The sequence below is a fragment of the Desulfofalx alkaliphila DSM 12257 genome, assembly GCF_000711975.1.
GTDB lineage: Bacteria > Bacillota > Desulfotomaculia > Desulfotomaculales > Desulfohalotomaculaceae > Desulfofalx > Desulfofalx alkaliphila.
In genome coordinates, this window is sequence record NZ_JONT01000013.1 from 48,562 (window position 1) to 74,860 (window position 26,299).

23 protein-coding genes are annotated in these 26,299 nt (G+C 47.3%); 19 read left to right on the forward strand and 4 right to left on the reverse strand.

Annotated features, from left to right (window positions below):
• Window positions 1-13: 13 nt before the first annotated feature.
• The 3 genes from BR02_RS0108460 to BR02_RS0108470 form a co-directional block, all read right to left on the reverse strand.
• Window positions 14-454, reverse strand: a complete 441-nt coding sequence (locus tag BR02_RS0108460; RefSeq protein WP_031516126.1) for a DUF441 domain-containing protein — start codon at window positions 452-454, stop codon at window positions 14-16.
• A gap of 149 nt (window positions 455-603) precedes the next feature.
• Window positions 604-1,407 carry a phosphosulfolactate synthase gene (gene comA / locus BR02_RS0108465; RefSeq protein WP_031516128.1) on the reverse strand — a complete coding sequence of 268 codons (804 nt, stop codon included), beginning with the start codon at window positions 1,405-1,407 and terminating at the stop codon, window positions 604-606.
• A 126-nt stretch (window positions 1,408-1,533) separates the two neighbouring features.
• The gene (locus BR02_RS0108470; RefSeq protein ID WP_031516130.1) at window positions 1,534-2,943 is read right to left on the reverse strand and encodes an MFS transporter; all 1,410 of its coding nucleotides are present in this window, start codon (window positions 2,941-2,943) and stop codon (window positions 1,534-1,536) included.
• A 126-nt stretch (window positions 2,944-3,069) separates the two neighbouring features.
• On the opposite strand from BR02_RS0108470, the gene BR02_RS0108475 reads away from it, so the two are divergent.
• The 10 genes from BR02_RS0108475 (at window position 3,070) to pyrE (ending at window position 13,957) form a co-directional block, all read left to right on the forward strand.
• Window positions 3,070-3,345, forward strand: a complete 276-nt coding sequence (locus tag BR02_RS0108475) for a YqhV family protein (protein ID WP_031516132.1) — start codon at window positions 3,070-3,072, stop codon at window positions 3,343-3,345.
• 251 nt (window positions 3,346-3,596) lie between these two features.
• A complete protein-coding gene (gene pyrR / locus BR02_RS0108480) occupies window positions 3,597-4,148 on the forward strand; it encodes a bifunctional pyr operon transcriptional regulator/uracil phosphoribosyltransferase PyrR (protein WP_031516135.1) in 552 nt (183 codons plus the stop codon).
• Between the two features lie 136 nt (window positions 4,149-4,284).
• Window positions 4,285-5,223: an aspartate carbamoyltransferase catalytic subunit gene (locus BR02_RS0108485; protein ID WP_031516136.1), complete on the forward strand. Its 939-nt coding sequence runs from the start codon at window positions 4,285-4,287 to the stop codon at window positions 5,221-5,223.
• Window positions 5,207-6,496, forward strand: coding sequence for a dihydroorotase (locus tag BR02_RS0108490; protein ID WP_031516138.1), 1,290 nt, complete (start codon window positions 5,207-5,209; stop codon window positions 6,494-6,496). Before BR02_RS0108485 ends, BR02_RS0108490 begins: the two co-directional genes overlap by 17 nt.
• A gap of 48 nt (window positions 6,497-6,544) precedes the next feature.
• Window positions 6,545-7,609, forward strand: a complete 1,065-nt coding sequence (gene carA, locus BR02_RS0108495) for a glutamine-hydrolyzing carbamoyl-phosphate synthase small subunit (RefSeq protein ID WP_031516140.1) — start codon at window positions 6,545-6,547, stop codon at window positions 7,607-7,609.
• A gap of 17 nt (window positions 7,610-7,626) precedes the next feature.
• A complete protein-coding gene (gene carB / locus BR02_RS0108500) occupies window positions 7,627-10,869 on the forward strand; it encodes a carbamoyl-phosphate synthase large subunit (protein WP_031516142.1) in 3,243 nt (1,080 codons plus the stop codon).
• A 39-nt stretch (window positions 10,870-10,908) separates the two neighbouring features.
• Window positions 10,909-11,712, forward strand: a complete 804-nt coding sequence (locus tag BR02_RS0108505; RefSeq protein WP_031516144.1) for a dihydroorotate dehydrogenase electron transfer subunit — start codon at window positions 10,909-10,911, stop codon at window positions 11,710-11,712.
• Complete coding sequence (locus BR02_RS0108510; RefSeq protein ID WP_031516146.1) at window positions 11,705-12,628, forward strand: dihydroorotate dehydrogenase; 924 nt, start codon at window positions 11,705-11,707, stop codon at window positions 12,626-12,628. Before BR02_RS0108505 ends, BR02_RS0108510 begins: the two co-directional genes overlap by 8 nt.
• Before the next feature lie 25 nt (window positions 12,629-12,653).
• On the forward strand, window positions 12,654-13,385 hold the full coding sequence (gene pyrF, locus BR02_RS0108515) for an orotidine-5'-phosphate decarboxylase (RefSeq protein WP_031516149.1): 732 nt from the start codon (window positions 12,654-12,656) through the stop codon (window positions 13,383-13,385).
• Window positions 13,385-13,957, forward strand: a complete 573-nt coding sequence (gene pyrE / locus BR02_RS0108520) for an orotate phosphoribosyltransferase (protein WP_031516150.1) — start codon at window positions 13,385-13,387, stop codon at window positions 13,955-13,957. The genes pyrF and pyrE overlap by 1 nt, the downstream gene beginning before the upstream one ends.
• Window positions 13,958-14,003: 46 nt before the next feature.
• Here the strand turns inward: pyrE and BR02_RS0108525 are convergent, their stop codons facing one another.
• Complete coding sequence (locus BR02_RS0108525) at window positions 14,004-15,770, reverse strand: Rqc2 family fibronectin-binding protein (RefSeq protein WP_031516151.1); 1,767 nt, start codon at window positions 15,768-15,770, stop codon at window positions 14,004-14,006.
• Window positions 15,771-15,933: 163 nt separating this feature from the next.
• On the opposite strand from BR02_RS0108525, the gene BR02_RS0108530 reads away from it, so the two are divergent.
• The 9 genes from BR02_RS0108530 (at window position 15,934) to def (ending at window position 26,299) form a co-directional block, all read left to right on the forward strand.
• Entirely contained in the window at window positions 15,934-18,681 is a 2,748-nt protein-coding gene (locus BR02_RS0108530; RefSeq protein ID WP_031516153.1) for a calcium-transporting P-type ATPase, PMR1-type, read from the forward strand.
• A gap of 262 nt (window positions 18,682-18,943) precedes the next feature.
• Window positions 18,944-20,146: a pyridoxal phosphate-dependent aminotransferase gene (locus BR02_RS0108535; RefSeq protein ID WP_031516155.1), complete on the forward strand. Its 1,203-nt coding sequence runs from the start codon at window positions 18,944-18,946 to the stop codon at window positions 20,144-20,146.
• 198 nt (window positions 20,147-20,344) lie between these two features.
• Entirely contained in the window at window positions 20,345-21,223 is an 879-nt protein-coding gene (locus BR02_RS0108540; RefSeq protein WP_031516157.1) for a YicC/YloC family endoribonuclease, read from the forward strand.
• Window positions 21,224-21,247: 24 nt separating this feature from the next.
• Window positions 21,248-21,520, forward strand: a complete 273-nt coding sequence (remA, locus tag BR02_RS0108545; RefSeq protein WP_031516159.1) for an extracellular matrix/biofilm regulator RemA — start codon at window positions 21,248-21,250, stop codon at window positions 21,518-21,520.
• Window positions 21,520-22,152 (forward strand): guanylate kinase, encoded by a 633-nt coding sequence (gmk, locus tag BR02_RS0108550; RefSeq protein ID WP_420795389.1) that lies wholly within the window; start codon window positions 21,520-21,522, stop codon window positions 22,150-22,152. The genes remA and gmk overlap by 1 nt, the downstream gene beginning before the upstream one ends.
• Complete coding sequence (gene rpoZ / locus BR02_RS0108555; protein WP_031516162.1) at window positions 22,133-22,351, forward strand: DNA-directed RNA polymerase subunit omega; 219 nt, start codon at window positions 22,133-22,135, stop codon at window positions 22,349-22,351. The genes gmk and rpoZ overlap by 20 nt, the downstream gene beginning before the upstream one ends.
• A gap of 14 nt (window positions 22,352-22,365) precedes the next feature.
• The gene (gene coaBC / locus BR02_RS0108560; RefSeq protein WP_031516165.1) at window positions 22,366-23,568 is read left to right on the forward strand and encodes a bifunctional phosphopantothenoylcysteine decarboxylase/phosphopantothenate--cysteine ligase CoaBC; all 1,203 of its coding nucleotides are present in this window, start codon (window positions 22,366-22,368) and stop codon (window positions 23,566-23,568) included.
• Window positions 23,561-25,789 carry a primosomal protein N' gene (gene priA / locus BR02_RS0108565; protein ID WP_031516167.1) on the forward strand — a complete coding sequence of 743 codons (2,229 nt, stop codon included), beginning with the start codon at window positions 23,561-23,563 and terminating at the stop codon, window positions 25,787-25,789. Before coaBC ends, priA begins: the two co-directional genes overlap by 8 nt.
• A gap of 51 nt (window positions 25,790-25,840) precedes the next feature.
• Window positions 25,841-26,299: a peptide deformylase gene (gene def, locus BR02_RS0108570; RefSeq protein WP_031516168.1), complete on the forward strand. Its 459-nt coding sequence runs from the start codon at window positions 25,841-25,843 to the stop codon at window positions 26,297-26,299.

The window sequence follows — 26,299 nt, forward strand, 5'->3', positions numbered from 1 at the left end:
TTCAATATCCTTGTTAGCGGTTGAAATAACTGAAAACCTCTAGAAACAAGGCAGCCACGCCGGCAGCCATTAGCGGCCCCACCGGCTGACCGTTGAAAAATACAATGCCGATAATTGAGCCCAGCACCAGGCCAAATATTATTTCAGGGTTAATTTGTAACAGCTTTAACCCGTGCTGGTTCAAGTGGGTGGCCAAGGCACCGCCAATAATGGCCATGATGCCGGGGATTGAGGTAAAACTATAAAAAAAATCTTTTTCTGTAATTTGGCCCGTTGCCATGGGAATTAATATTGCCAACAGCAAAAACAGCAGTCCAAGTTCTAAGCCGCGTCTTTCCAGCAGTGGGAAGATAAAACTGAGGTTGGACAGTTTTAAAATTAGCAGTACACATGCGGCGGTGGCAATTAAGTTAGAACGGGATATGATGCCAATTATCAGCAGGGCCACCAACATTATTTCCGCTCGCAATATTCTTCGCCTCACTAACAGGGTTTGTCTAATCTATATGCAGACCCAGCCCTTGGAATAACAAAAAAAGAGACAAACCGCCTGGCCAGGGCGGTTTGCCATCGGCTGCCGGCAGCCGTTTTTGGATTTTACTTTTACCTACATACTAATTTTAAGGTGTCTGCCCGTAATCCCACGCGCAGTGCTTCCAATGCCAATACTTCATGGGCATTGATATTGCCAAGATTTACATTTGAACCAAAACGCAACAACAGTTCCTGTTGTTGTTCCTTTATGGGTGCCTCCCAAATTAAAACCGACGGATCCGGTAAAGTAGTTATCAACTCTTCCATTTCCGAAACAATCAATTGTCCCATGGAATCGTATAGGCCAACACCTTTGCCGGATTCGCGTCCCTCTACAATGACTTTGGCAGCACCGTATTTTAAATCAGACAATACCTGGCGTATCAAATCACTGAGGGGAGATCTGGTACGGGGATCTTTTTTGCCCACCTCTGTGAGCACAATTAATTCCTTTTCTGCCGCCATGTTGATGGCCCTTTTTCTTGTTTCTGCACTTATATCCACTGTGCCATCAGATATCTCCACAGCAGTAAATCCTAATTTCTTCACTGTTTCCAGATACTGCTCAAGCTTATTTTGCAACACTGCCACTTCGAAAAAGGTACCCCCTGGGTATATATCTATGCCATAGGAACGCACAAGGTTTATTTTTTCTTCTAAAACATCACCGGCATAGAGAGCAGAGGTTCCAAAACCAAGCTTTAGAAAATCGATGTATTGCCCACCTAAATTGAGCAAATCTCTTGTTTCATCCAACCCCATACCCTTGTCAATTACCATTGTTAAACCGTCATTTCTTGGTTTACAACTGCGACCATCCAGGGGAAAGTTTAAAATATTTAGCCAGCAGTTGGTGACCCGAGGCTCGGTCATTTCCACAACTCCTTTCACGGGTTTAATCACCATGTACTAGACATTGTGATTTCTGGCACCTCCCGGACAAATATAACCCGTGTTTTGCACCTCTGCCTGTAGTGTATTCGCAACAACTGCCAACGGTTACTGGTTATTGCCTTCCCCATTTTTTACCTCTTGCCCCTCTAAATAGTTATCCAGGGGTTTTTTAGCAGGCTGTTGGGCTATTATTGTGGTATCTCCCTTAGGTGAAAGGTATACTAACATTCCACCGCCGGAAATTTCGCAGGCTTCTGTACTGGGCTTATGCCTTTTTTCACTATCCTTTTCCTTTTCACCTTGCTCCTCTTTTTGGGATGAGCTTTTAATGGCCCTGATTTTAATAAAGAAAAATGAAATTCCCGCTGAGACACCGGCAAGACCGGCGGCAGCCCAAAACATCACCGGTCGGCCGTAGCCCATTAGCAAACCAAAGGCCGGCGGTCCCAGGGCGACGCCGATAAACCTTACGCCGTTATACAGGGAGGTAACCATACCCCTTTCTTCTGACGATGTTGCACTGGTAATTAACATGTTCAAGCAAGGTAAAACTAAGCCGGTGCCAACCCCCGCCATTGATATGGAAACATAAAATATGTAGATGTTATCAAAGAAGGACAGCACCGCCAAAGAAATTGCTATCAGCACTAAACCGGACACCACTAAGGTTTTCATTAAAACCACTTGTTTTTTGATTAAAGCCCCGGTGATATAGGAGGTTGTACTCATGAACAGTACCGGTACCGCCAAAGCAAGACCCTTAATAATACCAGTCAAGTGAAGGGATCTTTCCAGGTAATCTGATAAAAAGAACAATACCCCAAAAATTAAAGACAAGGCTGAAGCTCCGGCCAGAAAACAGGATAAGAGTAAGGGGGCTTTTTCTTTAAAAATATTTTTAATGGAATTAAGGTATGATTTTAAGCCGGGCGGTTCCTTTTGTTTTTCCGGTTCTTTTACAAAAAACCACATGGCCAATACCACAGGGATGATTACAAGGGGAAAGAATATAAAGGCCGCATACCAAAAAATAAGACCAATGGCTGCACCTAGCACCGGGCTGATAACTTTACCCATGCCGTTGGCTGCTTCAATGATTCCCAATGATTTTGCTCGCTCTGTGCCCTGCCAGAGATCGCCGCACAGGGCCATGGCAATGGGTGCAGTACCGGCAGCCCCAATGCCCTGCAGGACCCGACCGCCTAAAATCAGGTAAAAGGCACTTTCTTTTAAAAAAATTGCTGCCAGCCCGGCCACTACACCTCCCAAGGCGTAAAGTATTAATGACGGTATAATGACAATTTTGCGGCCGTAACGGTCTGACAAAAAACCAGCCAGAGGGATTACCAATCCGGCCGGTATTGAAAATAATGTAATTACCAGACTGACTTCCACCGCAGTTAAGTTTAAGGCATTTTGAATTGATGGAAGCACAGGTATCAGTAAGGAGTTTCCTAATACCATAACCAGAGGCACGCCGGCCAGTGCAGCCAGCGTTAATTTGTTTGTTTTCATTACATTGTCTCACCCTTTCATGTGGCACAAAATTATTTTCCCCCGCCCACTTGAAGGTATTCATAAAGAAACAAATACGTCATAAGAAATGATTAAGTAAAATTTTTATAACGGAGGATGATGTGTTTGTTTCATGTTTTCGATAAAATAGTCTTCAGCATGGCTGCCATGCGCTTTTTATCTTCTTTTATAGAGTTTTCTGCAGCACTGTTAATGCTAAAGTTTAATAAGGTGGAAACGGCTTTTAAAATTAATGCCCTCTTGGCCCTTGTGGGCCCCACGGTGCTGGTGATTGTTACAACCTTAGGCTTAGTGGGTTTGGCCGGCAAAATTCCCCTGAGCAAAATGCTCTGTATAGCAGCCGGGGTATGCTTAATTTTTATCGGTGTGGCCAAGAATTAGTCTTGACAGTTTCATCCCCTTACTATAGAATTATTGCAGTTGAAAACCCTTTAACACAGTCCCGTGAGGCTGGTAAGGATAATAGAGTTGCCGTATAAAGGTCAAACTATGCCTATTGCCAGTGGGGTAATAGGCTTTTTTGTGCTGTCAGGGAGCTGACGGCACAGGACAAAACCGGCTGCTTTCGCCTGCGTCTAAAGGACTTGGCGCAAGTCAGGTTTTATGCACTGTTCTGGAGGTGTTTCCTCAATATGAAAGTAGGTAAAGAAAAGGCGCAAATTCTAGATGCCAACGGAATACGGCGGGCATTAACCCGTATAGCCCATGAAATTATTGAGCGCAACAAAGGTATAGAAAATGTTGCATTGGTGGGTATTCGCCGCCGGGGTGTACCCTTGGCCGATAGGCTGGCCCGACGTATTAAAGAAATAGAAGGAACGGAAGTGCCGGTGGGCATATTAGACATCACCCTGTACCGTGATGATTTGACAACTTTAGCACACCAGCCGGTGGTGCACCAAACTATAGTGGATTTTCCGGTGACCGGCAAAATTATTGTTTTGGTGGATGATGTGCTCTTTACCGGCCGTACCATAAGAGCGGCACTGGATGCAATAATGGATTTAGGCAGACCGCAAACCATACAATTGATGGTGCTGGTGGATAGGGGACACCGTGAACTTCCCATTAGGGCAGACTTTGTGGGTAAAAACGTTCCCACATCCAAGAGGGAATTGGTATCGGTGCGGGTTAAAGAAATTGACAATGAAGATAGTGTGGTAATAATGGAAAAGCCAGAATGAACGGTTTCCTTTTAAGTTGGTCCCGAGAGGCTTACAAAGGGAGAACCTAATTTTTTGGTTCTTGTTTTGTTGGCCTCGGCCCGTAATTAGCGGGACCGGGGTTTTTGTTTTCACTGATAAGACAGGGGGTTTGGAAATGGGCCTACAATGTAAACATATGCTAGGGTTGCAAGACATTTCAGTGCAAGACATTGAAAAAGTATTGGATACCGCTAAGCCCATGAAGGACATCATAGGGCGTAAAATTAAAAAAGTACCTACCTTAAGGGGCCGCTCGGTGGTCACAGTTTTTTATGAAAACAGCACCCGTACAAGAATGTCCTTTGATTTGGCTGCAAAATACCTCAGCGCCGACACGGTGGGCTTAAGCGCCTCCAGCAGCAGCGTGCAAAAGGGTGAATCATTGATAGACACTGCCCGCACGGTGGAAGCAATGGGTGCAGATGTGGTGGTGCTACGGCATCCGGCGTCGGGTTCCGCAGAGTTATTGGCTAAAACGGTGAACTGTGCGGTGATAAATGCCGGGGACGGTCTTCATGAACACCCCACCCAGGCCTTGTTAGATATGTTCACCATCAGGGAACACAAGGGCAAAATAAAGGGCTTAAAGGTAGCTATAATTGGCGACATCCTTCACAGTCGGGTAGCCCGCTCTAACATATGGGGTTTAACAAAAATGGGTGCAGAGGTTAGGGTGGCCGGCCCTGCAACCCTACTTCCCCCTGAGATGGACAAACTCGGTGTCAAAGTGTTTACCAGGGTAGAGGATGCCTTGGAGGGTGCCGATGTGGTTAACGTGTTGCGCATTCAGTTGGAAAGGCAAAAACAAGGGCTGTTCCCAAGCTTGCGGGAATATGCACAGTTATACGGCATTAATAAAGAACGTATTGCCCTTGCAAAGGCCGATGTTTTAGTAATGCACCCCGGGCCTATGAACAGAGGGATAGAAATTACCGCCGAGGTGGCAGACAGTCAACAGGCAGTGATAAATGAGCAGGTGAACAACGGAGTGGCGGTGCGCATGGCTTTGTTGTATCTGCTAACAGGAGGGGAAACCGTTGAAACTACTTATTAAGGGCGGAGAACTTGTCAACACGGAAAAATGCCTATTGGAAAGAGTGGATGTATTGGTAGACAATGGCATCATTGCTGCCATTGGCAAGGATTTACCTGCAAGTGGTGCCCAGGTGGTAAATGCCAAGGGCAAATTGGTTTGCCCCGGCTTAATAGATATGCATGTGCACCTACGGGAACCGGGTTATGAAGCTAAGGAGACCATAGCCAGCGGAACAAGGGCGGCGGCAAGGGGCGGTTTTACTGCGGTGGCCTGTATGCCTAACACTAACCCGGTAGCTGACAATGCTTCGGTGGTGCGCTATATTTTAGAACGGGCGGCGGCGGAAGGTCTTGTCAGGGTATATCCCGTGGCGGCCATCACTAAAGGTTCTAAGGGACAGGAACTGACTGAAATGGCTGATTTAAAGGAGGCAGGGGCCGTTGCCTTATCTGATGACGGCCTGCCGGTGACTGATGCCGGAGTAATGCGCCGGGCCATGCAATACGCCAGTATGCTGGATTTAACCATCATACCTCACTGTGAAGAAAAAAGCTTGGTGGATAAGGGTGTGATGAATGAAGGGTACTACAGTACTGTACTGGGCCTGCCCGGTATACCAGCCGCTGCGGAAGAGGTGATGGTGGCCAGGGACCTTATTTTAGCTGAAAACACCGGCTGTGCTGTGCATATAGCACATGTGAGCACCGCCGGCTCGGTGGAACTTGTGCGGCGGGCTAAGGAAAAGGGTATCAAGGTAACCTGTGAGGTGGCCCCCCATCATTTTACACTTACCGATCAATCGGTTACAGGTTATGATACAGCCACCAAGGTAAACCCACCCCTGAGGACGTCGGCGGATGTGGAGGCTATAAAACAGGGATTGGCAGACGGCACCATTGATGTTATCGCCACTGACCACGCGCCGCACACCGTTGAGGAAAAAATGGTGGAGTACCAGTATGCCCCCTTTGGGCTGGTTGGTTTAGAAACGGCGGTGGGTTTGGTATTTACTGAGCTGGTGGAAACGGGGGTGTTGACCTCAGCCCAGGCTATAGCAAAACTCAGTTTAAATGCCGCTAAGGTGCTGGGTGTTCCCGGGGGAATACTGGCAGAGGGAGAAAGAGCCGATATTACAATAATAGATCCAAAGGCCCAGGAAGAAGTAAACCCCGATAATTTTGCAAGCAAGGGAAGGAACACTCCCTTTGCAGGCCGCCTCTTAAGGGGGGTACCCCTCATGACGGTGGTTGGCGGAAGGATTGTAATGCAAGATAGACGGGTGATGTCATAGCAGGGCATAGTTACTATGACTTTGGATAAACAAACGGAGGTCTAAAGTATGCAAGCACTGCTGGTTTTGGAAGACGGTTCAGTATTTAAAGGTAGGGCCTTTGGGGCCACCGGTGAGAGCTGGGGTGAAATAGTGTTTAACACTGCCATGACCGGTTATCAAGAGATTTTAACTGACCCGTCCTACTGCGGTCAAATTGTGGTGATGACTTACCCGCTGGCTGGCAACAGCGGTTTTGATAAAGACAGTATAGAAAAGAAAGACTCCTTTGTGCGCGGTTTTGTGGTGCGTGAAAAATGTGATCAGCCCAGCAATTGGCGTTCCGGCGGCAGTCTAGATGAATTTTTGACCCGCAAGGAAGTGGTGGGTATTTCGGACCTTGATACCCGGGCCTTGGCTAAGGTAATAAGGGATAAAGGAACCATGCGGGCGATTATCAGTACCGTAGAAGGTGATCCGGCGGTGCTGTTGGAAAAAATAAAGGGGTTGCCGGATCTTACCGGACAAAGATTTGTAGAAGAGGTGGCCGCCAAAGAGATATATACTGTGCCGGGCAGTGGGCCCAGGGTGGCGGTAATTGATTTTGGCTCCAAACAAAGTATTGTGCAGCAGTTATCTAAAAGGGCCTGTGAGGTGGTGGTGGTACCGCCTACCGCCACAGCCGAGGATATATTGGGGTTAAATGCCGCCGGTATAATACTGTCCAATGGTCCGGGGGACCCTGTGAATGTACCCTTTGCTGTGGAAACAGTAAAAGAAGTGGCAGGTAAATTACCCATCTTTGGCATCGGCCTGGGCCACCAGGTACTTGGGCTGGCCCTGGGGGCTAAAACCTATAAATTAAAGTTCGGTCACCGGGGTGCCAATCACCCGGTGAAGGATTTGGAGTCCGGCCGAGTATTTATTACTTCTCAAAATCACGGTTTTGTAATAGATGCAGATTCACTGCCCCCAGAGGTGACTATATCCCACCTCAACCTAAACGATAACACCGTGGAGGGCATAAAACATAAAATTTTCCCAATCAGTTCCGTTCAATATCATCCCGAAGGTGCACCCGGTCCGGAGGATTGCATATATTTGTATGACGAGTTTGTAAAAAAATGCAGTTAATGAAAGGATGAGTGCCTATGCCGTTACGAACTGACATAAAAAAAGTGCTGGTTATCGGTTCCGGCCCCATTGTAATTGGGCAGGCAGCGGAGTTTGACTATGCCGGCACCCAAGCCTGCCGTGCATTAAAGGAAGAGGGCTTAGAAGTGGTGCTAATTAACTCTAACCCCGCCACCATTATGACCGATGCTAACATGGCAGATAAAATATATATAGAACCCATTACTCTGGACTTTGTTACCCGGGTAATAGAACAAGAGAAGCCCCATGGCCTGCTGCCCACCCTCGGGGGACAGGTGGGCCTAAATATGGCCATGCAATTGGCCGATAGCGGTATTTTGGAAAAGAACGGGGTAAAATTACTGGGCACTCAATTATTAGCCATTAAAAAAGCCGAAGACCGGGAAATGTTTCGGGATATGATGGATGAGCTTGACCAGCCTGTTCCCGAGAGCACCATTGTGGACTCTTTGGATGCAGCGGTAGATTTTGCCGAAGAAGTGGGATTTCCCCTCATTGTCCGCCCTGCCTATACCTTGGGGGGCACCGGCGGCGGTATAGTTAATAATCTGGCTGAATTAAAGTCCACCGCAGTGCGGGGGCTAAAGCACAGCTTAATTGGGCAAATTCTCATCGAGCGCAGTGTATCGGGCTGGAAAGAAATTGAGTATGAGGTAATCAGGGACGGTGCTGACAACTGTATCACCGTTTGCAATATGGAAAACATCGATCCCGTTGGAGTGCATACCGGTGACAGCATAGTGGTGGCCCCCAGCCAAACCTTGACTGACAAACAGCATCAGATGCTGCGCTCTGCGGCGCTAAAAATAATCCGTGCTTTAAAAATAGAGGGCGGATGTAACGTACAGTATGCCCTTGATCCCCATAGTGACCAATATTATGTAATTGAAGTAAACCCCAGGGTCAGTCGTTCTTCTGCCCTGGCCTCAAAAGCCACCGGCTATCCAATAGCCAAGGTGGCAGCTAAAATTGCCATTGGCTTAACCCTGGATGAAATCGTAAACTCCGTAACCGGTAAAACCTATGCCTGCTTTGAGCCCACCCTTGATTACGTGGTGGTGAAATTTCCCCGGTGGCCCTTTGACAAATTCGAAAGTGCAGACCGTAAATTAGGCACCCAAATGAAGGCCACCGGAGAGGTGATGGCCATTGACCGCACCTTTGAGGCGGCTTTACAAAAGGCCGTTCGTTCCCTTGAAATAGGGGTGACGGATTTACAACTGCCGGGCCTTGAACAATTGAACGATGAACAACTGCTGGCAAAAATGATGCAGGTTGATGACCAAAGGCTTTTTGTCCTGGCCGAGGCGCTGCGCCGGGGCAAGTCAGTAGACAGTATAAACCGCCTTACCAAGGTGGATAAGTGGTTTTTAAATGCCATTAACAATATAATACAGATGGAAGAAACAATAAAAGAACTGGTGGCCAAGGGACAGCCTTTAAATAAGGAGTTGCTCCTTAAGGCTAAGAGGTTGGGCATTGCAGACCAAAGGCTGGCTGATTTAACAGGCATGTCACTGCAACAATTTAGGAAATGGCGTGCGGAACAGGGGGTGACACCGACCTATAAAATGGTGGATACCTGTGCGGCTGAGTTTGAGGCCAGCACCCCCTATTATTACTCCACCTATGAAGGGGAAGATGAGGTTAAACCGAGCCGCCGGAAAAAAGTGGTGGTGCTGGGTTCAGGCCCCATACGCATTGGCCAGGGCATTGAGTTTGACTATTGTTCGGTGCACTCGGTCTGGGCGCTGCAGCAAGAAGGCATTGAAGCCATCACCATAAACAACAACCCGGAAACGGTGAGCACCGATTTTGACACCTCTGACCGCTTGTATTTTGAGCCCTTGGTGCCGGAAGATGTGCTTAACATACTAGAAAAAGAAAAGCCCGATGGCGTAATTGTGCAATTTGGCGGCCAAACCGCCATTAATTTGGCTCGGCCCCTGTTGGATGCCGGTTATAATATTTTGGGCACTGCCGTCGATGATATAGATGCTGCTGAAGACAGGGAAAGATTTGATAAGCTGCTCACCGAATTAGATATTCCTAAACCCCCGGGCCGCACTGCCTTTTCCGTTGAAGAAGCCGATCAAATAGCAAAGGAAATAGGCTTTCCGGTACTGGTGCGCCCGTCCTACGTGCTGGGGGGGCGGGCAATGGAAATAGTCTATAACCGCGAAGATCTGTTAAACTATATGGCCACTGCGGTGAAGGTAACCCCGGAACACCCTGTGCTGGTAGATAAGTACCTGCTGGGCCAAGAATTGGAAGTGGATGCCATCAGCGACGGGGAAACGGTGCTGATTCCCGGTATTATGGAGCATGTGGAGCGAGCAGGGGTCCATTCAGGGGACAGTATTGCGGTCTTTCCTCCCCAAAGCATTCGCTACCGGATTAAAAGTATAATTGCTGAATATACCACCAGGCTGGCCAAAAGGCTTAAGGTAAAGGGTATTATTAACATTCAGTACGTACTCCACAACGGTAAAGTATATGTATTGGAAGTAAACCCCCGTTCCAGCCGTACCGTACCCTTCATGAGCAAGGTTACCGGTATAAACATGATTAATCTGGCCACCCAGTGTGCCCTGGGCAAGAAATTAACTGCCATGGGTTACAAGGGGGGATTGGCGCCGGAAACAAAGGTGGTGGCCGTTAAGGCCCCGGTCTTTTCCTTTGCCAAACTGCTGGATGTTGACGTCACCTTGGGGCCGGAAATGAAGTCCACCGGTGAGGTGATGGGTGTAGACTACAAATACAACTTGGCCTTGTACAAGGCGCTGGTGGCTGCAGGAAGCAGTTTTCCTGAACAGGGCAATGTCTTAATCACTGTGGCCGACAAGGATAAAGCAGAGGCTTTGGCTGTGGCCAGGGAATTGGCAGAACAGGGTTACGGCATAGGTGCCACTGCCGGCACCGCCGCCTATCTGAAAAAATATGGCATAGAGGCCAAAGAAGTAAATAAAATTGGTTTGGGCACACCGGATATTGCAGACCTGATCAGGGAAGGGCAAATTCACCTGGTTATTAACACCCTAACCAAGGGTAAAGAACCCGAGCGGGACGGTTTCCGCATTCGCCGGGCTGCGGTGGAGCATGGTATACCCTGTTTAACTTCGTTGGACACCACCTGGGCACTGCTTGAAGTGTTGCGCAATATTAAAGAAGGTGGTAATGTCAGTTTGGTGCCTGTGCAGCATTATTTAAACAAGGGAGAAAAGATGGTTACTGCCTAGGCCATAACCATTATTATAACTGTAGAAGGGGCAGGTAAGATGTTGCTTATTAATGCTGACCTTATAAGTCAGTCACAATGTTCCAAGGGATATTATTTGCTAGAGTTTTATGCTCCCCAGCTGGCAAAGCTCACCCAACCGGGCCAGTTTGTACATGTAAAGTGCAGCGACAGCACAGACCCGCTGCTCAGGCGGCCCATTTCTATCCACCGGGTAAACCGGGAAAAGGGTACCGTTAGCTTGCTGTACCGGGTGGTGGGCAAGGGTACGCTGTTACTTTCCCAACTGCAAGCCGGCCAAAGGCTCAGTGTAATGGGGCCGCTGGGTAAAGGGTTTAAACTGCCCGAAAAGGGCCGGAGGGTGGCCGTGGTTGCCGGCGGCATCGGTATAGCACCGCTGTATTTATTGATAAAGGAATTGCTTGATTTGGGTTTTGAGCCGGAAGTATTTATCGGTGCCCGCAATGCCGACCACCTGCCGGTTGTTGAGGATATCCGGGCAATGGGGCTGGAGGTAAAGGTGGCCACCGACGACGGAGACCTTGGTCACCGGGGTCCAATAACCCAATTACTTAACCGGACCATAGAAAATAAGGGGCAGGGGTGTTTTGATATCATCTACACCTGTGGCCCGGTGCCCATGATGAAAGCAGTGGCTAAAATAGCGGAACAAAATGGCATTGTAGCCCAGGTATCGCTGGAAGAAAAGATGGGTTGTGGGGTGGGTGCCTGTCTGGCCTGCACCTGCAAGGTAAAGATTGCCGGAGACCGGGCGGTCACCTTAAAGCGGGTGTGTGCAGACGGCCCTGTATTTGATGCCGGGGAGGTGGTGTGGGATGACTAGCAGCGGCCTAAATATGTCAGTTAACATCGGCGGCATTAAAATGAAAAATCCGGTCACCACAGCCTCGGGAACCTTTGGTTTTGGACCGGAATACAGCCCCTATGTGGATATCAACCGATTGGGAGCCGTGGTGGTAAAGGGCACCACCTTAAAGCCCCGCTTGGGAAATGCCACCCCCCGGATAGTGGAGACACCTTCGGGAATATTAAACTCCATTGGTTTGCAAAACCCCGGTGTTGATTACCTTGTGGAGCATTACGTTCCCTATTTTAAGTCTTTACAGGTGCCGGTAATAGTTAATATATCGGGGGATACGGTGGAGGATTATGCCAAGGTGGCAGAAAAACTGGACGCTGCCGGCGGTGTGGCCGGTTTAGAAGTGAATATATCATGCCCTAACGTAAAAAAAGGCGGAATGGCCTTCGGCAGCCATCCTTCAATGGCTGCAGAGGTCACCGCCGCTGTAAGAGCAGCCACCGACTTGCCGGTGATAGTGAAGCTGTCGCCCAATGTAACGGATATAACAGCGGTGGCCGAGGCAGTTGCAAAAGCCGGGGCAGATGCCCTGTCCTTGATTAACACCTTGCTGGGCATGGCCATCGATATTGACAAAGGCCGCCCGGTGCTGGGCAATGTGATGGGGGGCTTATCCGGGCCGGCGGTGAAACCGGTGGCGGTGCGTGCCGTTTGGCAGGTATACAAGGCGGTGCAATTGCCCATCATTGGCATGGGTGGAATTGCAAATGCTGCAGATGCCATAGAATTTATTTTAGCCGGCGCAAGTGCTGTGGCGGTGGGTACCGCCAACTTTGCAAACCCCCGGGCCACTGTGGATATAATAGAGGGAATTGAGCGGTATATGAAAGAAAAGGGTATTAGGGATATTAACAGGCTGGTTGGGGCGGCCCACGGCTAATTTCAATGACATAAGGGGGTTTGTTATGGGTAAGGAAAAGCTCATTGTGGCTTTAGATGTGGACTCGTTGGACAAGGCCTTGGCTTTAGTGGACAAACTGGCTCCCCATGTGGGAATGTTTAAAGTGGGCATGGAACTCTTTAATGCCGAAGGTCCCCAAGCGGTGCGGGCCATAAGAGAGCGGGGCGGCAAGGTGTTTTTGGACTTAAAAATGCATGATATTCCCACCACAGTGGCCAAAGCAGCCCGGGTGCTGACCAGGCACGGTGCGTCGATAATTAACCTTCATGCCGGCGGCGGCCTGGCCATGATGCAGGCGGCCGCCCAGGCAGTAGAAGAGGAAGCCGGGGCCTTGGGTATAGAATGTCCCTTGGTGATTGCGGTAACTGTACTTACCAGCATGGATCAATCTGCCATGAACAATCAGCTGAACATTCCCGGCACTGTGGAAGAGCAGGTGGTGCATTGGGCCAAACTGGCTCAGCAGGCGGGCTTACAGGGAGTTGTGGCCTCGCCCTTAGAAATTGAATCTATTAGGGCAGCATGCGGCCATGATTTTTCCATCGTCACCCCAGGCATCAGACCGGCCGGAGTAAAGAAGGACGACCAACATAGAATAATGACACCTGCCAAGGCCATAGAGCGGGGCGCATCATATTTGGTAGTCGGGCGGCCCATCACCGCCGCCGATAACCCGGTGGATGCGGCAAGGTCAATAGTTGAAGAAATTACAAGGGTTAGTGGGGGAGTAAAATAATGTTAAATCAACAAGAGATTATTGATATATTTCAGCAAACCAATGCCATGCTGGAGGGCCATTTTCGTCTGACATCGGGTATGCACAGCAATCAATATTTTCAATGTGCCCAGGTCTTGCAATACCCCAATCATTGTGAAAAGCTATGCCGGGAATTGGCACGCCGCTTTGACGGGGTGCAAATAGACACCGTCATTGGCCCGGCCATGGGCGGCATATTGGTGTCTTATGAGCTGGCCCGGGCCTTGGGAGTAAGAAATATTTTTGCCGAGAGAGAAAATGGAAAAATGACCCTGCGGCGGGGTTTTTCCATTAAGCCCGGTGAAAAGGTGCTGGTGGCCGAAGACGTTATCACCACCGGCGGCTCTGTCCGTGAAGTAATGGATGTGGTGAGAAGTCTAGGTGGGGAAGTGGTGGGTGTTGCGGTGCTGGTAAACCGCAGCGGAGGCAAGGCCCATCTGGGAGTACAAACAGAGGCTTTGATAACCACCTCGGTGGTTACATATCAGCCCGACAACTGCCCCCTTTGCAAACAGGGCATTCCGGTGGTTAAACCGGGAAGCAGAAAATAGTTATCAATAAAAGAGGGCGCGAGCATATCAGCAATCGCGCCCTTTTTTACTGTATTAATCTTGCCACAAGCCCTTCATCGGGATTTACCCTTATTGTTTGCTGGTTGTCATAGATCACCATACCCGGTTTGGCACCGCTTGGTTTGCGCACATGCTTGATGTAGGTATAATCCACTGGTACGCTGCCGGACTGCCTGGCTTTGCTGTGATATGCCGCCAGTATTGCCGCCTCCTCCAAGGTAGAAGTTGGTACGGTGCGACCCTCGGTGCGTATCACCACATGGGAGCCGGGGATATCCTTGGTGTGCAGCCACAAATCATGGGACTGGGCGGTGCGCAGAGTTAAATAATCATTTTGGCGGTTGTTTTTACCCACCAAAATGGTAAATCCGTCACTGGAGGTATAGGCCAGCGGTTGGGGTTTATCCAGCCCTTTTCTGTCTTTTTTCTTATGGTCTCTTTTGGCTTTTATATAACCTTGGGAAATCAACTCTGTTTCTATTTCTTCCAGTTGAGATAGGTTTGTGGCTTGCAGTATGGCCGTTTCGATGCTTTCTAAATAATTTAGCTCCTGTTGGGCTTGTTTCAGTTGCTCTTGCACCGCTTTCAAGGTGTTTTTAGATTTAACATATTTTTTAAAATAATATTGGGCGTTTTCTGAAGGAGTCTTTTGGGGATCAAGGTCAATTGTTACTTTTGTCAATTCAGGATGATAAAAGTTTTCTAATCTGACCTGATTCATTCCTTTTGTCAGCTGATACATGTAAGCCGTCAACAATTCCCCAAATATACGAAAATCGTCGCCCCGGCCGGCCTCTTTAAGACTTTTTTGGTACAGGGGCAATTTCTTTTTCAACCTAGCAAGGTCCTTGCCAATAACTGCCTGTAAAGACTGGGCTTTAGAATATTTAAGCTGTAAGTGCTCTTTTTTGGCATAAAATTGGTCTAATACTTCGTTCATTGACCCCCCTTGCATTTCATATCCGGCAAATTGCGTCAGTTCAAAGGCTGCAAAGTCCACCGGTTTACCATTTTCATCATAAACCGCCGTGGGATTGAATTTTCCCCCTTCTATACCGGAAGTGATGCTGTTAAAGTGATTCCAAAGCAGGCGCAGCTCATATTCACCACAGTGATTAAGGGTGGTGTTAGGGGATAAACCACAGCGATATACTATTTCGCTGCACATACGGGGTGAAAAACCGTTAAAAGAATTTAATAAAATATCCTTTAGCCTCATGTCTAGGTCTGCAGTGGTGATAATGTCAAAGAACCTATCCTCATTAAGATTTATCGGATGTACCTTTCCTTGATCAGGGGGCGGCAAGTAATCTCTGCCGGGCAATACCTCTCGATGCCTGCTTACCCCATGGGAGTAACGTTTAATACCGTCAATAATTACCTTGCTTTCCTTGTCCAAAAGAATAATGTTACTGTGCTTGCCCATAATTTCCACCACAAGGGTTTTAACGGCGGGCCTTCCCAGTTCGTCTCTGGTGGCCAGGTCTAAATTCAATATGCGCTCCATATGGGTTTGCTGAATGCCTGTAAAACGGGCACCTTCTAGGTGTTTGCGCAGCACCATGCAAAACACCGGCGGTTTTTCGGGATTTGGTTTGCTGTTTTTGGTCAGGTGAACCCGGGCGTTGTTGGCGTTGGCTGAAATGGTAAGTCTGTACCGGGTGCCGGGTTTGCTTATTAATAATGCCAATTCTTCCTTCAAGGGTTGAAAAATCTTATCTATCCTGGCCCCCAACAGCTCTTTATTTAATTCGTGACACACCGCTGCCATCACCAGTCCATCGTAAGGCATATTAAAATCTCCTTTGTTGACAATTATTAAAGTTTAATTATACCACCTTTAAAATATACAATTTTTATTAAGTTGTCCATCTTTTAAGTTATATTTGCCTGTCCACAGAATATGTATAGCTAATAATTGGCAATTAAAAGCATTTTAGAAGAGGTGACTTATTATGGCTGGTAGATGGTATAAGATGACGGGGCAGGAGGTGGTGGATAAGCTTGATTCAGACCTTGAAAAGGGCCTGGATGGGCATGAAAGTAAAGCTCGCCAAAGGCATTTTGGTATTAACCAATTGGCCGCTAATAAAAAAACACCGGCTTGGTTGATGTTTTTAGACCAATTTAAAGATTTTATGGTCTTGGTGCTTATTGCTGCAACCATTGTCAGCGGCTTTTTACAAGAGTGGGCAGATGCAATTACAATAATGATCATTGTAATATTAAACGCCGTATTTGGCTTTGTGCAGGAATTTAGGGCCGAAAAGTCCCTGGAAGCATTAAAACAAATGGCCGCCCCTGAAGCCAAAGTAATTAGAGGTGGCAGAGAAATAAAAATTCCGGCGGTGGACTTAGTGCCCGGTGACATTGTTATCCTGGAAGCAGGGGACAAGGTACCGGCAGACCTGAGGTTACTTGAAACCATAAATTTAAACATAGAAGAGTCGGCTTTAACCGGTGAATCAATACCTGTAAAAAAACAATCGGAAAAAATTGAAGCATCGGGCAACATCAACCTGGGGGATACAGTAAATATGGCTTACATGGGTACCACTGTCACCAGGGGAAGGGCCAAAGGGATTGTTGTGGCCACAGGCATGGCTACGGAAATGGGACATATTGCAGGAATGATACAGGGGATCACCCAGGAACAAACACCCTTACAGCGCCGCCTGGCCCAAATGGGAAAGGTGCTTGTAGCCTTTTGTTTATTGGTTTGTGCCTTGGTGGTGGTACTGGGTGTGCTGCGCGGCGAACCGGCTTACAATATGTTTTTGGTGGGCGTAAGCCTGGCAGTGGCTGCCATACCGGAAGGGCTGCCGGCCATTGTCACCATTTCCCTGGCCATTGGTGTGCAGCGCATGATTAAGCGCAATGCAATTGTAAGGCGACTGCCTGCGGTGGAGACCCTTGGCTGCGCCACTGTAATTTGCTCCGATAAAACCGGTACATTAACACAAAACAAAATGACAGTGCGGCGCCTCATCACCATGGGCAGTGATGTGGATGTGAGCGGTGAGGGATATGATACAAAGGGCGATTTCATTTTTAACAAGGGCAGCGAGCAGAAAGAATTTCATCTTTTATTAAAAACCGCAGCCCTTTGCAACAACTCATCCTTGGTAAAGGGCGACATAAGCATTGGCGGACTGCTGCGCCGGCTGACTAAAAAGCAAGGGGAATGGAGTATAAACGGTGATCCCACCGAAGGCGCCCTCTTGGTATTGGCAGCAAAGGCAGGTTTATGGCGGCAAAATCTGGAGCAGAAGGAAGAAAGGCTTGTAGAACTGCCCTTTGATTCAGACCGTAAACGCATGACGGTGGTCTACAGTGACAAAAAGGGAAGGCGCACAGCATATATGAAAGGTGCCCCCGATGTGGTGTTAGGGTTATGCAGTCACTACTATGAAATGGGAGAACTGCGCCCCCTTACCGCCCTTGCCCGTGAGAATATATTGAGGCAAAATGCAGTGATGGCAGATGATGCAATGCGGGTCCTTGCCATGGCGGTGCGGGAACTGCCTGCCGGCATAAAGGACTTAAGTGAAGACAAGGTGGAGCAGCAGTTTGTATTTGTGGGCTTGGCCGGAATGATTGACCCACCCCGCCCTGAAGCTGTGCAAGCGGTATATACCTGTAAAAGGGCCGGGATTAAAACAGTGATGATCACCGGCGACCATCAACTTACAGCCAGGGCCATTGGTGCCGAATTGGGAATACTGAGATCTAATACAGAGGTGCTCACCGGTGCCCAGTTGGACAGTATGGATGACAAAACCCTGCATAGGCAGGTGGAAAAAATATCCGTTTATGCTCGCGTTTCCCCAAAACATAAATTGCGCATTGTTAAGGCCTTGAAGAATAAGGGACATGTGGTGGCCATGACGGGAGATGGGGTAAATGATGCCCCGGCTGTAAAAGAGGCCGATATCGGTATAGCCATGGGAAAAACCGGCACCGACGTCACCAAGGAAGCTTCTTCCATGGTGCTGGCCGATGATAACTTTAAGACCATTGTCGCTGCGGTGGAAGAAGGCAGGGGCATCTATGACAACACTAGAAAATTTATCCGCTATCTTCTTTCCTGTAACGTGGGTGAAGTGCTGGTTATGTTTCTGGCTGTGCTGGCCGGAATGCCCTTACCACTGGTGGCCATACAAATTCTCTGGATGAACTTGGTCACCGACGGACTGCCGGCCATGGCCTTAGGGGTTGACAATGTAGACAAGGATATTATGAACAGACCTCCCAGACATCCCCAAGAAAGTGTTTTTGCCCACCGCTTAGGTTGGCGCATTATAAGGGCCGGTGTGGTAATTGCTTTGGGCACACTGGCTGCCTTTTGGATTGGGTTAAACTGGAGCGGTGGAGATGAAAACCTGGCAAGAACCATGGCCTTTAATACCTTGGTGTTTTACCAGCTCTTTTATGTCTTTGTGTGTCGGTCAGAACACCGTTCGGTGATTGATATCGGGCTATTTAGCAACCCATACCTGTTAATGGCGGTATCAACATCTGCTTTACTGCAATTAATGGTGGTCTATGTTCCCTTCTTCCAGCCCATATTTAAAACGGTACCCTTAGAACTGACACACTGGATGGTTGTACTGATAATCAGCTTTACGCCACCCTTTGTGGCAACCATTGGCAAATACCTAAAACCAAGACTTGCAAGACATCTTTCATATGTGCGGGTCTAAAGAAAACAAGCCCCTTTGCTTTCTGCCGCAAGGGGCTTGTTTTCTTGTACCCACCGCTACCACCGGTCAGTATAGGCATGGTAGGCCAAGTATACATAATACTTAGGTTAGTTTGGTTGATTTTGTACAGGGTTATGCACAATAATGTTTAGAGGATAAATAGCTGTGTAATCCCATTTAATTGAAACTTGTACAGTATATTGTTATAATAAGTCGAAAAAACAATAAGATAAAACATAGAAAAAGATAGGGGAGAAAGAACATGAAACTTGCAGAACGGGCACTAAAAATCAGTCCCAGTCCCACCCTTGCAATTGACTCCAAGGCAAAACAAATGAAGGCCGATGGCATTAAAGTATTTAACTTTGGTGTAGGTGAACCGGATTTTGATACACCTAAGCATATTAAAGAAGCTGCCATCGAAGCCATAAATGCCGGCATGACTAAATATACTCCGGCAGCTGGCACACCCCAGTTAAAGCAAGCTATCATCGACAAATTTAAAAGGGAAAACGGCTTAGATTATCAGCCCGCACAAATAGTTGTGTCTTCCGGTGCAAAGCATTCCCTTTACAATGCTTTTCAGGTGCTGGTGGAAGAGGGCGACGAGGTAATACTGCCTGCTCCCTTTTGGGTAAGTCACCTGGAACAAATAAAAATTCCCGGTGCTAAACCGGTAATTGTGATGACAAAGGAAGAAAACGGCTTTAAACTGACACCTGAACAGCTGAAGGAAGCCATTACCCCAAAAACAAAGGCTTTACTGTTAAACAGCCCCAGCAATCCCACAGGGTGTGTATATACTAAAGAAGAACTACAGTCCCTGGCTGAAGTTCTATTAGAACATAAAGATATTACCATTATTTCCGACGAGATTTATGAAAAACTGGTTTACGATAATTTGGAACACCATAGTATTGCCGGTATAAGCCCGGAATTAAAGGAACGCACTGTGGTTATCAACGGCGTATCAAAGGCTTATTCAATGACCGGGTGGCGAATTGGTTATGCGGCTGCACCGTTGGAAATTGCTAAGGCCATGGCTAATTTGCAAAGCCATGCCACAAGTAACCCCACCTCCATTGCACAGGCAGCCAGTGTAGCAGCCCTAAGCGGCTCTCAACAACCGGTGGAAGAAATGAAGGTGGAGTTTATTAAACGGCGTGATTACATGTTAGAAAGGCTACTTGCCATTCCCGGTATCAGTTGTGCAAAGCCTAACGGAGCCTTTTACCTTTTCCCAAATGTAAGTCAGTATTTTGGCAAGGGCTACAAGGGAAAGCTAATTCAAAGCGGCACCGATTTAGCTGCAATACTGCTGGATGAAATACAGGTTGCCGTGGTGCCGGGTATTGCCTTTGGCAACGACGATTTTTTGAGATTTTCTTATGCAACGGATATGAATACCATAAGGGAAGCCTTAGACCGTATAGAGAAATTATTAGCTGATATTAGAAACTCATAACACTAGCCATGCCCTTTCCTTAACCGGAAAGGGTTATTGTGTTTATGGTATTTTTTCATTATATTTTGTAGCGGGTACGAAAAAAATATCTTTCTTACATAGTATAATAAAGGAATTTAGCAATTGAGGTAGAAAAATAAATTTAAAGAAAAATAGTCAATAATAATAAATAAGTATAGCATATCAGGTGGTGAAATATTGCTTAAGAGCATGACCGGTTACGGCCGCGGTGAGGCCGAGGCCTGTGGACTTAAATTTTCAGTGGAGCTAAAATCTGTAAATCACCGTTTCTGTGAAGTGGTGGTGCGAACGCCTAGGGTAATGTCGCCATTGGAAGATCGTATTCGCAGAACCGTTCAAAATGGCCTTAGTCGAGGGCGGGTAGATGTTTTCGTTTCGATGGAAGAGACTGAACAAAAGGTACAACAGGTAAAAGTTGACAAAGCCTTGGCCGTGGCGTATTATAAAGCAATGGAGGAATTGCGCCATTTACTGCCAATAGGCGGTGAAATCGAGCTAAAAGACCTATATAGCCAGCCAAATATCTTTATTTTGGAAGAAGCCGAGGAAAACCTAGAGGAATGGTGGCCTGCTGTTGAAAATGCAGTGACTGATGCCTTGAACCAACTGGTTCAAATGCGCCTTAATGAAGGTTCGCGGCTGGCAGAGGATATCAGCAAGCGGGCGGAGGCTATTGGCAAATTAAATGAGGAGATTCGCCGGCGTGCACCCCTTGTTGTTGAGGAGTACCGCCAGCGGTTGAACCAGCGTTTAGCCCAGTGGAGAGCAGACGGAATGCTGGATGAAAATCGAATGGCGGCAGAGGTGGCCGTTTTTGCTGAAAGGGCCAATATTACAGAAGAGACGGTGCGCTTAAAAAGTCACCTCTCCCAAATGATGGAATGCCTAAGGGCAGACCAGCCTGTGGGGAGAAAGCTAGATTTTTTAGTGCAGGAAATGAATAGGGAGATCAACACCATCGGCTCAAAGGCCAATGATTTACAAATTACCAATGCTGTATTGAGTGCCAAAAGCGAGTTGGAAAAAATTCGTGAACAAGTGCAAAATATTGAGTAATAAGGGTAATATAGGGGGTAAATTATGGATATTAAATTAATTAACATTGGTTTTGGTAATATTGTATCTGCAAACCGGATTATTGCCATCGTCAGTCCTGAATCAGCACCAATTAAGCGCATAATTACTGAGGCAAGGGAACGCGGCATGCTTGTGGATGCTACATACGGTAGGCGTACAAGGGCGGTAATTATAGTGGACAGCGATCATGTAATATTGTCTGCCGTGCAACCTGAAACGGTAGCTAACCGCCTGGTAAGCAAGGATTCCGGCAATCAGGAAGAGATAATCGAATAATTATGGATAGGGAAGGTTTGCTGCTGGTACTTTCAGGACCTTCGGGGGCAGGCAAAGGAACAATATGCCAACAATTAATCAAAAAGGAAAGCTCAATATCCCTTTCCGTATCGGTAACTACACGTTCCCCCAGGTTGGGAGAGGAGCACGGTAAAAATTATTTTTTTATTAATGAAGAGCAATTTAAACAGATGATAGAAGGGGATCAGCTTCTGGAGTGGGCACAGGTTTATGGTAATTTTTACGGCACTCCCCGGGATTGGGTTGAGAAAAAACTACAAGCCGGGGAAGATGTACTGCTTGAAATAGATATACAGGGTGCTCTGCAAATTAAAGAGAAGTTTCCTCAATGTATACTTGTATTTGTTATTCCGCCATCGATAAATGAATTACAGGCACGGCTAATTAAGCGGGGTACTGATTGTAATGATGTAATTAAAAAGAGATTGCAGTGTGTTGAAGGAGAATTGCAAAAGGTGCCACAATATGACTATATTGTGGTTAATGATTGTTTAGATACAGCAATTGATCAAGTCAGATCAATTATTGTGGCAGAAAAATGCAGATCCAAGCGTTTTGATATACAAAAATACTTACAAGTGGAGGGGCAGCATGAATCGTATCTCACTTGATGAATTATTGAAAAAATCCGACAGTCGCTATAGTTTAGTGGTGGCTGCGGCTAAAAGGGCCAGGGAATTGACCGTTGCCAACACGGAGAATGAGCAGGGGAATAAAGAAATTACCGATAAAGCAGTCAGTATCGCCCTGGAAGAAATCATAAAAGGTAAAATAAAGATAGTATCATCAAGGAAGAAAAATATTTCGTAGATGGGGGTTAGAATGTGCTGACCGGCAGAATAATTACAGTGGGTATAGCCGGGGGAATTGCTGCCTATAAATCAGCGGAGTTGGTCAGTGGTTTGGTTAAAGCCAAGGCTAAGGTACGGGTAATAATGACCGAAGGGGCACAAAATTTTATCCGACCGATGACCTTTTCGGCCTTAACCGGCAATGCTGTATTCACCGATATGTTCGCCGATAACCACGGTGGCGTAACACATATTGAATTGGCGCAAAATGCAGATCTGTTGGTGGTGGCTCCGGCCACCGCCAATATTATTGGCAAGGTGGCAAATGGTATTGCAGATGATATGCTGTCCACCGTAATTTTGGCAGCCAGCTGTGAAGTGGTATTTTGTCCGGCTATGAATACAGTTATGTACAAGAACCCAGTGGTACAGCAAAACATTAAAAAGCTGCGCCAACTGGGTTATGCCTTTATAGGACCCAACAGTGGTCAATTGGCCTGTGGCAGCACCGGACCGGGTCGAATGAGTGAACCCCATGAAATTTTACACCATATAAAGCAAATGTTTACCGCCGGAGATTTGGAGGGTGTAAAAATACTGGTATCAGCAGGCCCCACCAGGGAGCCTATAGATCCCGTAAGATATATTTCCAATCGCAGTTCCGGAAAAATGGGTTACAGCATAGCCAAAGCGGCAAGGGACCGGGGTGCCAAGGTGGTATTGGTCAGCGGGCCGGTTAATTTACCTCCGCCGGAGGGTGTCACAGTTATTAAGGTTGAAACCGCCCTTCAAATGCGCCGGGCCATGCTAGAAAATTTTCCTGACAGTGATGTGGTCATTAAGTCTGCTGCGGTGGCAGATTACCGACCCAAATCTGTCTCTGATAAAAAGATTAAAAAAAGCCATGATCCAATGGTATTGGCGATGGAAAAGAACCCCGACATCCTTGCTGAATTGGGTAGGATGAAGGGTAATCAAGTACTGGTGGGCTTTGCGGCAGAAACAGGTAAACTGGATGAATATGCCAGGCTAAAGCTGCGGCAAAAAAATTTAGATTTATTGGTGGCAAACGATGTAAGTGTGCCCGGTGCCGGTTTTGATGTGGACACCAATATAGTGAAAATCTTTAACCGTAATGGAACTGTTATCGACCTGCCAATGATGACCAAAGAAGAGGTGGCTAAACACATCTTGGATCTTGTGGCTCGTTACCGGAGTGAACAGTCCGGTGAGTAAAGTTAATGATAATACTAAGTATGCAGAAGTTTATGTGGAGGTGGCCGGTCGCAATGTTGACAGGCCTTTTCATTACATTGTTCCTTCCCATCTGCAACCCCTAAAGGTGGGCAGTAGGGTAGAGGTAACTTTTGGTTCCCGCACTGTTGCGGGTTATGTGGTGGGGTATTCGTCGCCGCCTAAAGGGATAAAGCTTAAGCCAGTGCAAAGGGTGATAGGTGAGGGTTTAACCCCTGAATTAATTAAACTGGCCCGGTGGATGTCTCAACGATATATCTGCACCTTTGCAGAAAGTTTACATTGTGTGCTGGGGTCAGGCAGGGAAATTATAAAACTACCCCGGGGTTTATACACCCCCTTGGCAGAAGATCAATTGGCAAAGGCCAAGCTCACACCTAAACAATATACTGTAATGATCAATGCACTGGCCTATCCGGGTTTAAATAAAAAACAACTGGCCCATTATTCCGGTGTGTCCACCGCCACCGTAGACACCTTGATAAAGAAAAAAATGCTGCACTGGGCAAGCGCTCCCAGGGCCGGTGCCGGCTTGCCAAAAACTGACAGCCCCCCTCCTATAATCTTAACCCCTGAACAGCAAAGAGTTGTGGAAGTGGTATCACAAACCTTGAATAATGGAAGTTACGGGGCCTATTTGCTCCATGGCGTTACCGGCAGCGGAAAAACGGAAGTTTACATGAGAATAATTACCACTGCTTTGGCACAGGGTAAAAATGCCATTGTATTGATGCCGGAAATATCTCTAACCACCCAGATGGTGTCAATCTTTCGCAGTCGCTTTGGGGGGCAAGTTGCGGTGTTACATAGTCGCTTATCGGCAGGTGAGCGTTACAGTGAGTGGCTCCGCATAAGACGGGGGGATGCCCGGGTGGTGCTTGGTGCCCGTTCAGCCATTTTTGCTCCCATAGATAATTTGGGAATAATAGTAATGGATGAAGAACATGAATCATCGTATAAGCAAGATGAGAACCCAAAGTATCATACCCGGGAGGTGGCCTTGCGGCGGGCAAAGATGGCCCATGCAGTAATGTTAATGGGCAGTGCCACCCCTTCCTTGGAAAGTTATTGCCGGGCAGAGCCCCAGGGGCCATATAAACTGTTGCAGTTACCACACCGGGTGGCCAACCGTACAATGCCGGCGGTGCAGGTGGTGGATATGCGCCAAGAGTTGTATGACGGCTGCGGTGGTTTATTTAGCCGCCCACTGCTGGCCAAAATGGCAGCAGTGCTGGAGAAAGGGCAGCAGACCGTACTGTTCTTGAACCGTCGGGGCTATGCTACCTTTGTGGTTTGCCGTAAATGTGGTTTGGTTTTAAAATGCCCCCAATGTGATATATCACTTACTTATCATTTTGACGGTGTCTTGCGTTGCCACTATTGCAACCACAGCAAAGTGAAACCCCAAAACTGCCCCCAGTGTAAAAGTGACGCCATAGGTTATTTTGGTATTGGCACACAAAAGGTGGAGGAAGAAATTTGCCGCCATTTTCCAGGGGCCAAGGTGCTGCGCATGGATGGCGATACCACAGGACGCAAAGGTTCGCACCAAGAAATTATTGATAATTTTAGAGCCGGTCGAGCAGAGGTCTTGGTGGGTACCCAGATGATAGCCAAGGGTTTGGACCTGCCCGGGGTGACCTTGGTGGGTGTGATCAATGCAGATACCATGTTATACTTGCCTGATTTTCGGGCTGCAGAAAGAACCTTTCAATTGCTAACCCAGGTGGCCGGAAGGGCAGGCCGCGGTGATTTTCCCGGCCAAACCATTGTGCAAACCTACACCCCCCAACATTACAGCATTGTATCTGCGCAAAAGCACGATTATATAGGTTTTTACCACCAAGAAATGAGGTTTCGGCGGGCTTTAAAGTACCCCCCCTTTTATTATTTGGCCCGGATACTGATAAGCGGTGGGGAAGCGCAAGGGGTAGAAACTGCCGCCAGGGAAATACAGCATTGTTTATACCAAGTGGCCGGTGCAGTGGAACAAGAAGAAAGAAAACCGATAATACTGGGGCCCTCGCCGGCGGCCCTGTCAATGATTAAAAGACGTTTTCGTTGGCAATTGGTAATCAAGGGTCGGATGCGCAGGGACGTGCGGCTTATAACGGCAAAATCCCTTAAAATATGGGAGGTTAACAGTGGGCTGAGGAATAAGGTCAATGTGAGTATTGATATAGATCCACAGGTGTTAATATAGTATAATTTGTTATACTGATTTATTTTAAGACAAAGGATATGGAGGATAGAAATGGCTGTATACGAAGTAGTTAGAGAAGGCGACTCTATATTAAGGGAAAAGGCCAAAGAGGTTAAAAAAATAAATGCCAACATCCATAAACTGTTAGATAATATGAGGGACACCATGTATGCTGCTAAAGGTGTAGGTTTGGCGGCACCGCAAATAGGTATTTCCAAACGGGTGATTGTGGTGGATGTGGGAGATGGGTTGATTGAATTGATAAACCCGGAGATTATTGAAGCAAGGGGCGTGGAGACAGAAACCGAAGGATGCCTGTCGCTGCCGGGGGTACTGGGTGAGGTGCCCAGGGCTGCAAATATCACAATAAAGGGTTTAAATAGAGACGGCAAAGAGGTTTCATTTAAAGCCAAAGGATATTTAGCCCGGGCCTTTCAGCATGAAGTTGACCATTTGGATGGTATATTGTTTATTGATAAAGCGCAGAATGTTCGGAAGGAAGATAAGTAG

Bases quoted from the DNA above. Each gene is read 5' to 3' on its own strand.
- comA (WP_031516128.1), bottom strand. From the start codon at position 1,407: ATGACCGAGCCTCGGGTCACCAACTGCTGGCTAAATATTTTAAACTTT.
- BR02_RS0108505 (WP_031516144.1), top strand. From the start codon at position 10,909: ATGTTGCTTATTAATGCTGACCTTATAAGTCAGTCACAATGTTCCAAG.
- BR02_RS0108470 (WP_031516130.1), bottom strand. From the start codon at position 2,943: ATGAAAACAAACAAATTAACGCTGGCTGCACTGGCCGGCGTGCCTCTG.
- carB (WP_031516142.1), top strand. From the start codon at position 7,627: ATGCCGTTACGAACTGACATAAAAAAAGTGCTGGTTATCGGTTCCGGC.
- BR02_RS0108485 (WP_031516136.1), top strand. From the start codon at position 4,285: ATGGGCCTACAATGTAAACATATGCTAGGGTTGCAAGACATTTCAGTG.
- remA (WP_031516159.1), top strand. From the start codon at position 21,248: ATGGATATTAAATTAATTAACATTGGTTTTGGTAATATTGTATCTGCA.
- BR02_RS0108525 (WP_031516151.1), bottom strand. From the start codon at position 15,770: ATGCCTTACGATGGACTGGTGATGGCAGCGGTGTGTCACGAATTAAAT.
- pyrR (WP_031516135.1), top strand. From the start codon at position 3,597: ATGAAAGTAGGTAAAGAAAAGGCGCAAATTCTAGATGCCAACGGAATA.
- BR02_RS0108460 (WP_031516126.1), bottom strand. From the start codon at position 454: ATGTTGGTGGCCCTGCTGATAATTGGCATCATATCCCGTTCTAACTTA.
- pyrE (WP_031516150.1), top strand. From the start codon at position 13,385: ATGTTAAATCAACAAGAGATTATTGATATATTTCAGCAAACCAATGCC.
- BR02_RS0108530 (WP_031516153.1), top strand. From the start codon at position 15,934: ATGGCTGGTAGATGGTATAAGATGACGGGGCAGGAGGTGGTGGATAAG.
- pyrF (WP_031516149.1), top strand. From the start codon at position 12,654: ATGGGTAAGGAAAAGCTCATTGTGGCTTTAGATGTGGACTCGTTGGAC.
- BR02_RS0108535 (WP_031516155.1), top strand. From the start codon at position 18,944: ATGAAACTTGCAGAACGGGCACTAAAAATCAGTCCCAGTCCCACCCTT.
- carA (WP_031516140.1), top strand. From the start codon at position 6,545: ATGCAAGCACTGCTGGTTTTGGAAGACGGTTCAGTATTTAAAGGTAGG.
- def (WP_031516168.1), top strand. From the start codon at position 25,841: ATGGCTGTATACGAAGTAGTTAGAGAAGGCGACTCTATATTAAGGGAA.
- rpoZ (WP_031516162.1), top strand. From the start codon at position 22,133: ATGAATCGTATCTCACTTGATGAATTATTGAAAAAATCCGACAGTCGC.
- BR02_RS0108510 (WP_031516146.1), top strand. From the start codon at position 11,705: ATGACTAGCAGCGGCCTAAATATGTCAGTTAACATCGGCGGCATTAAA.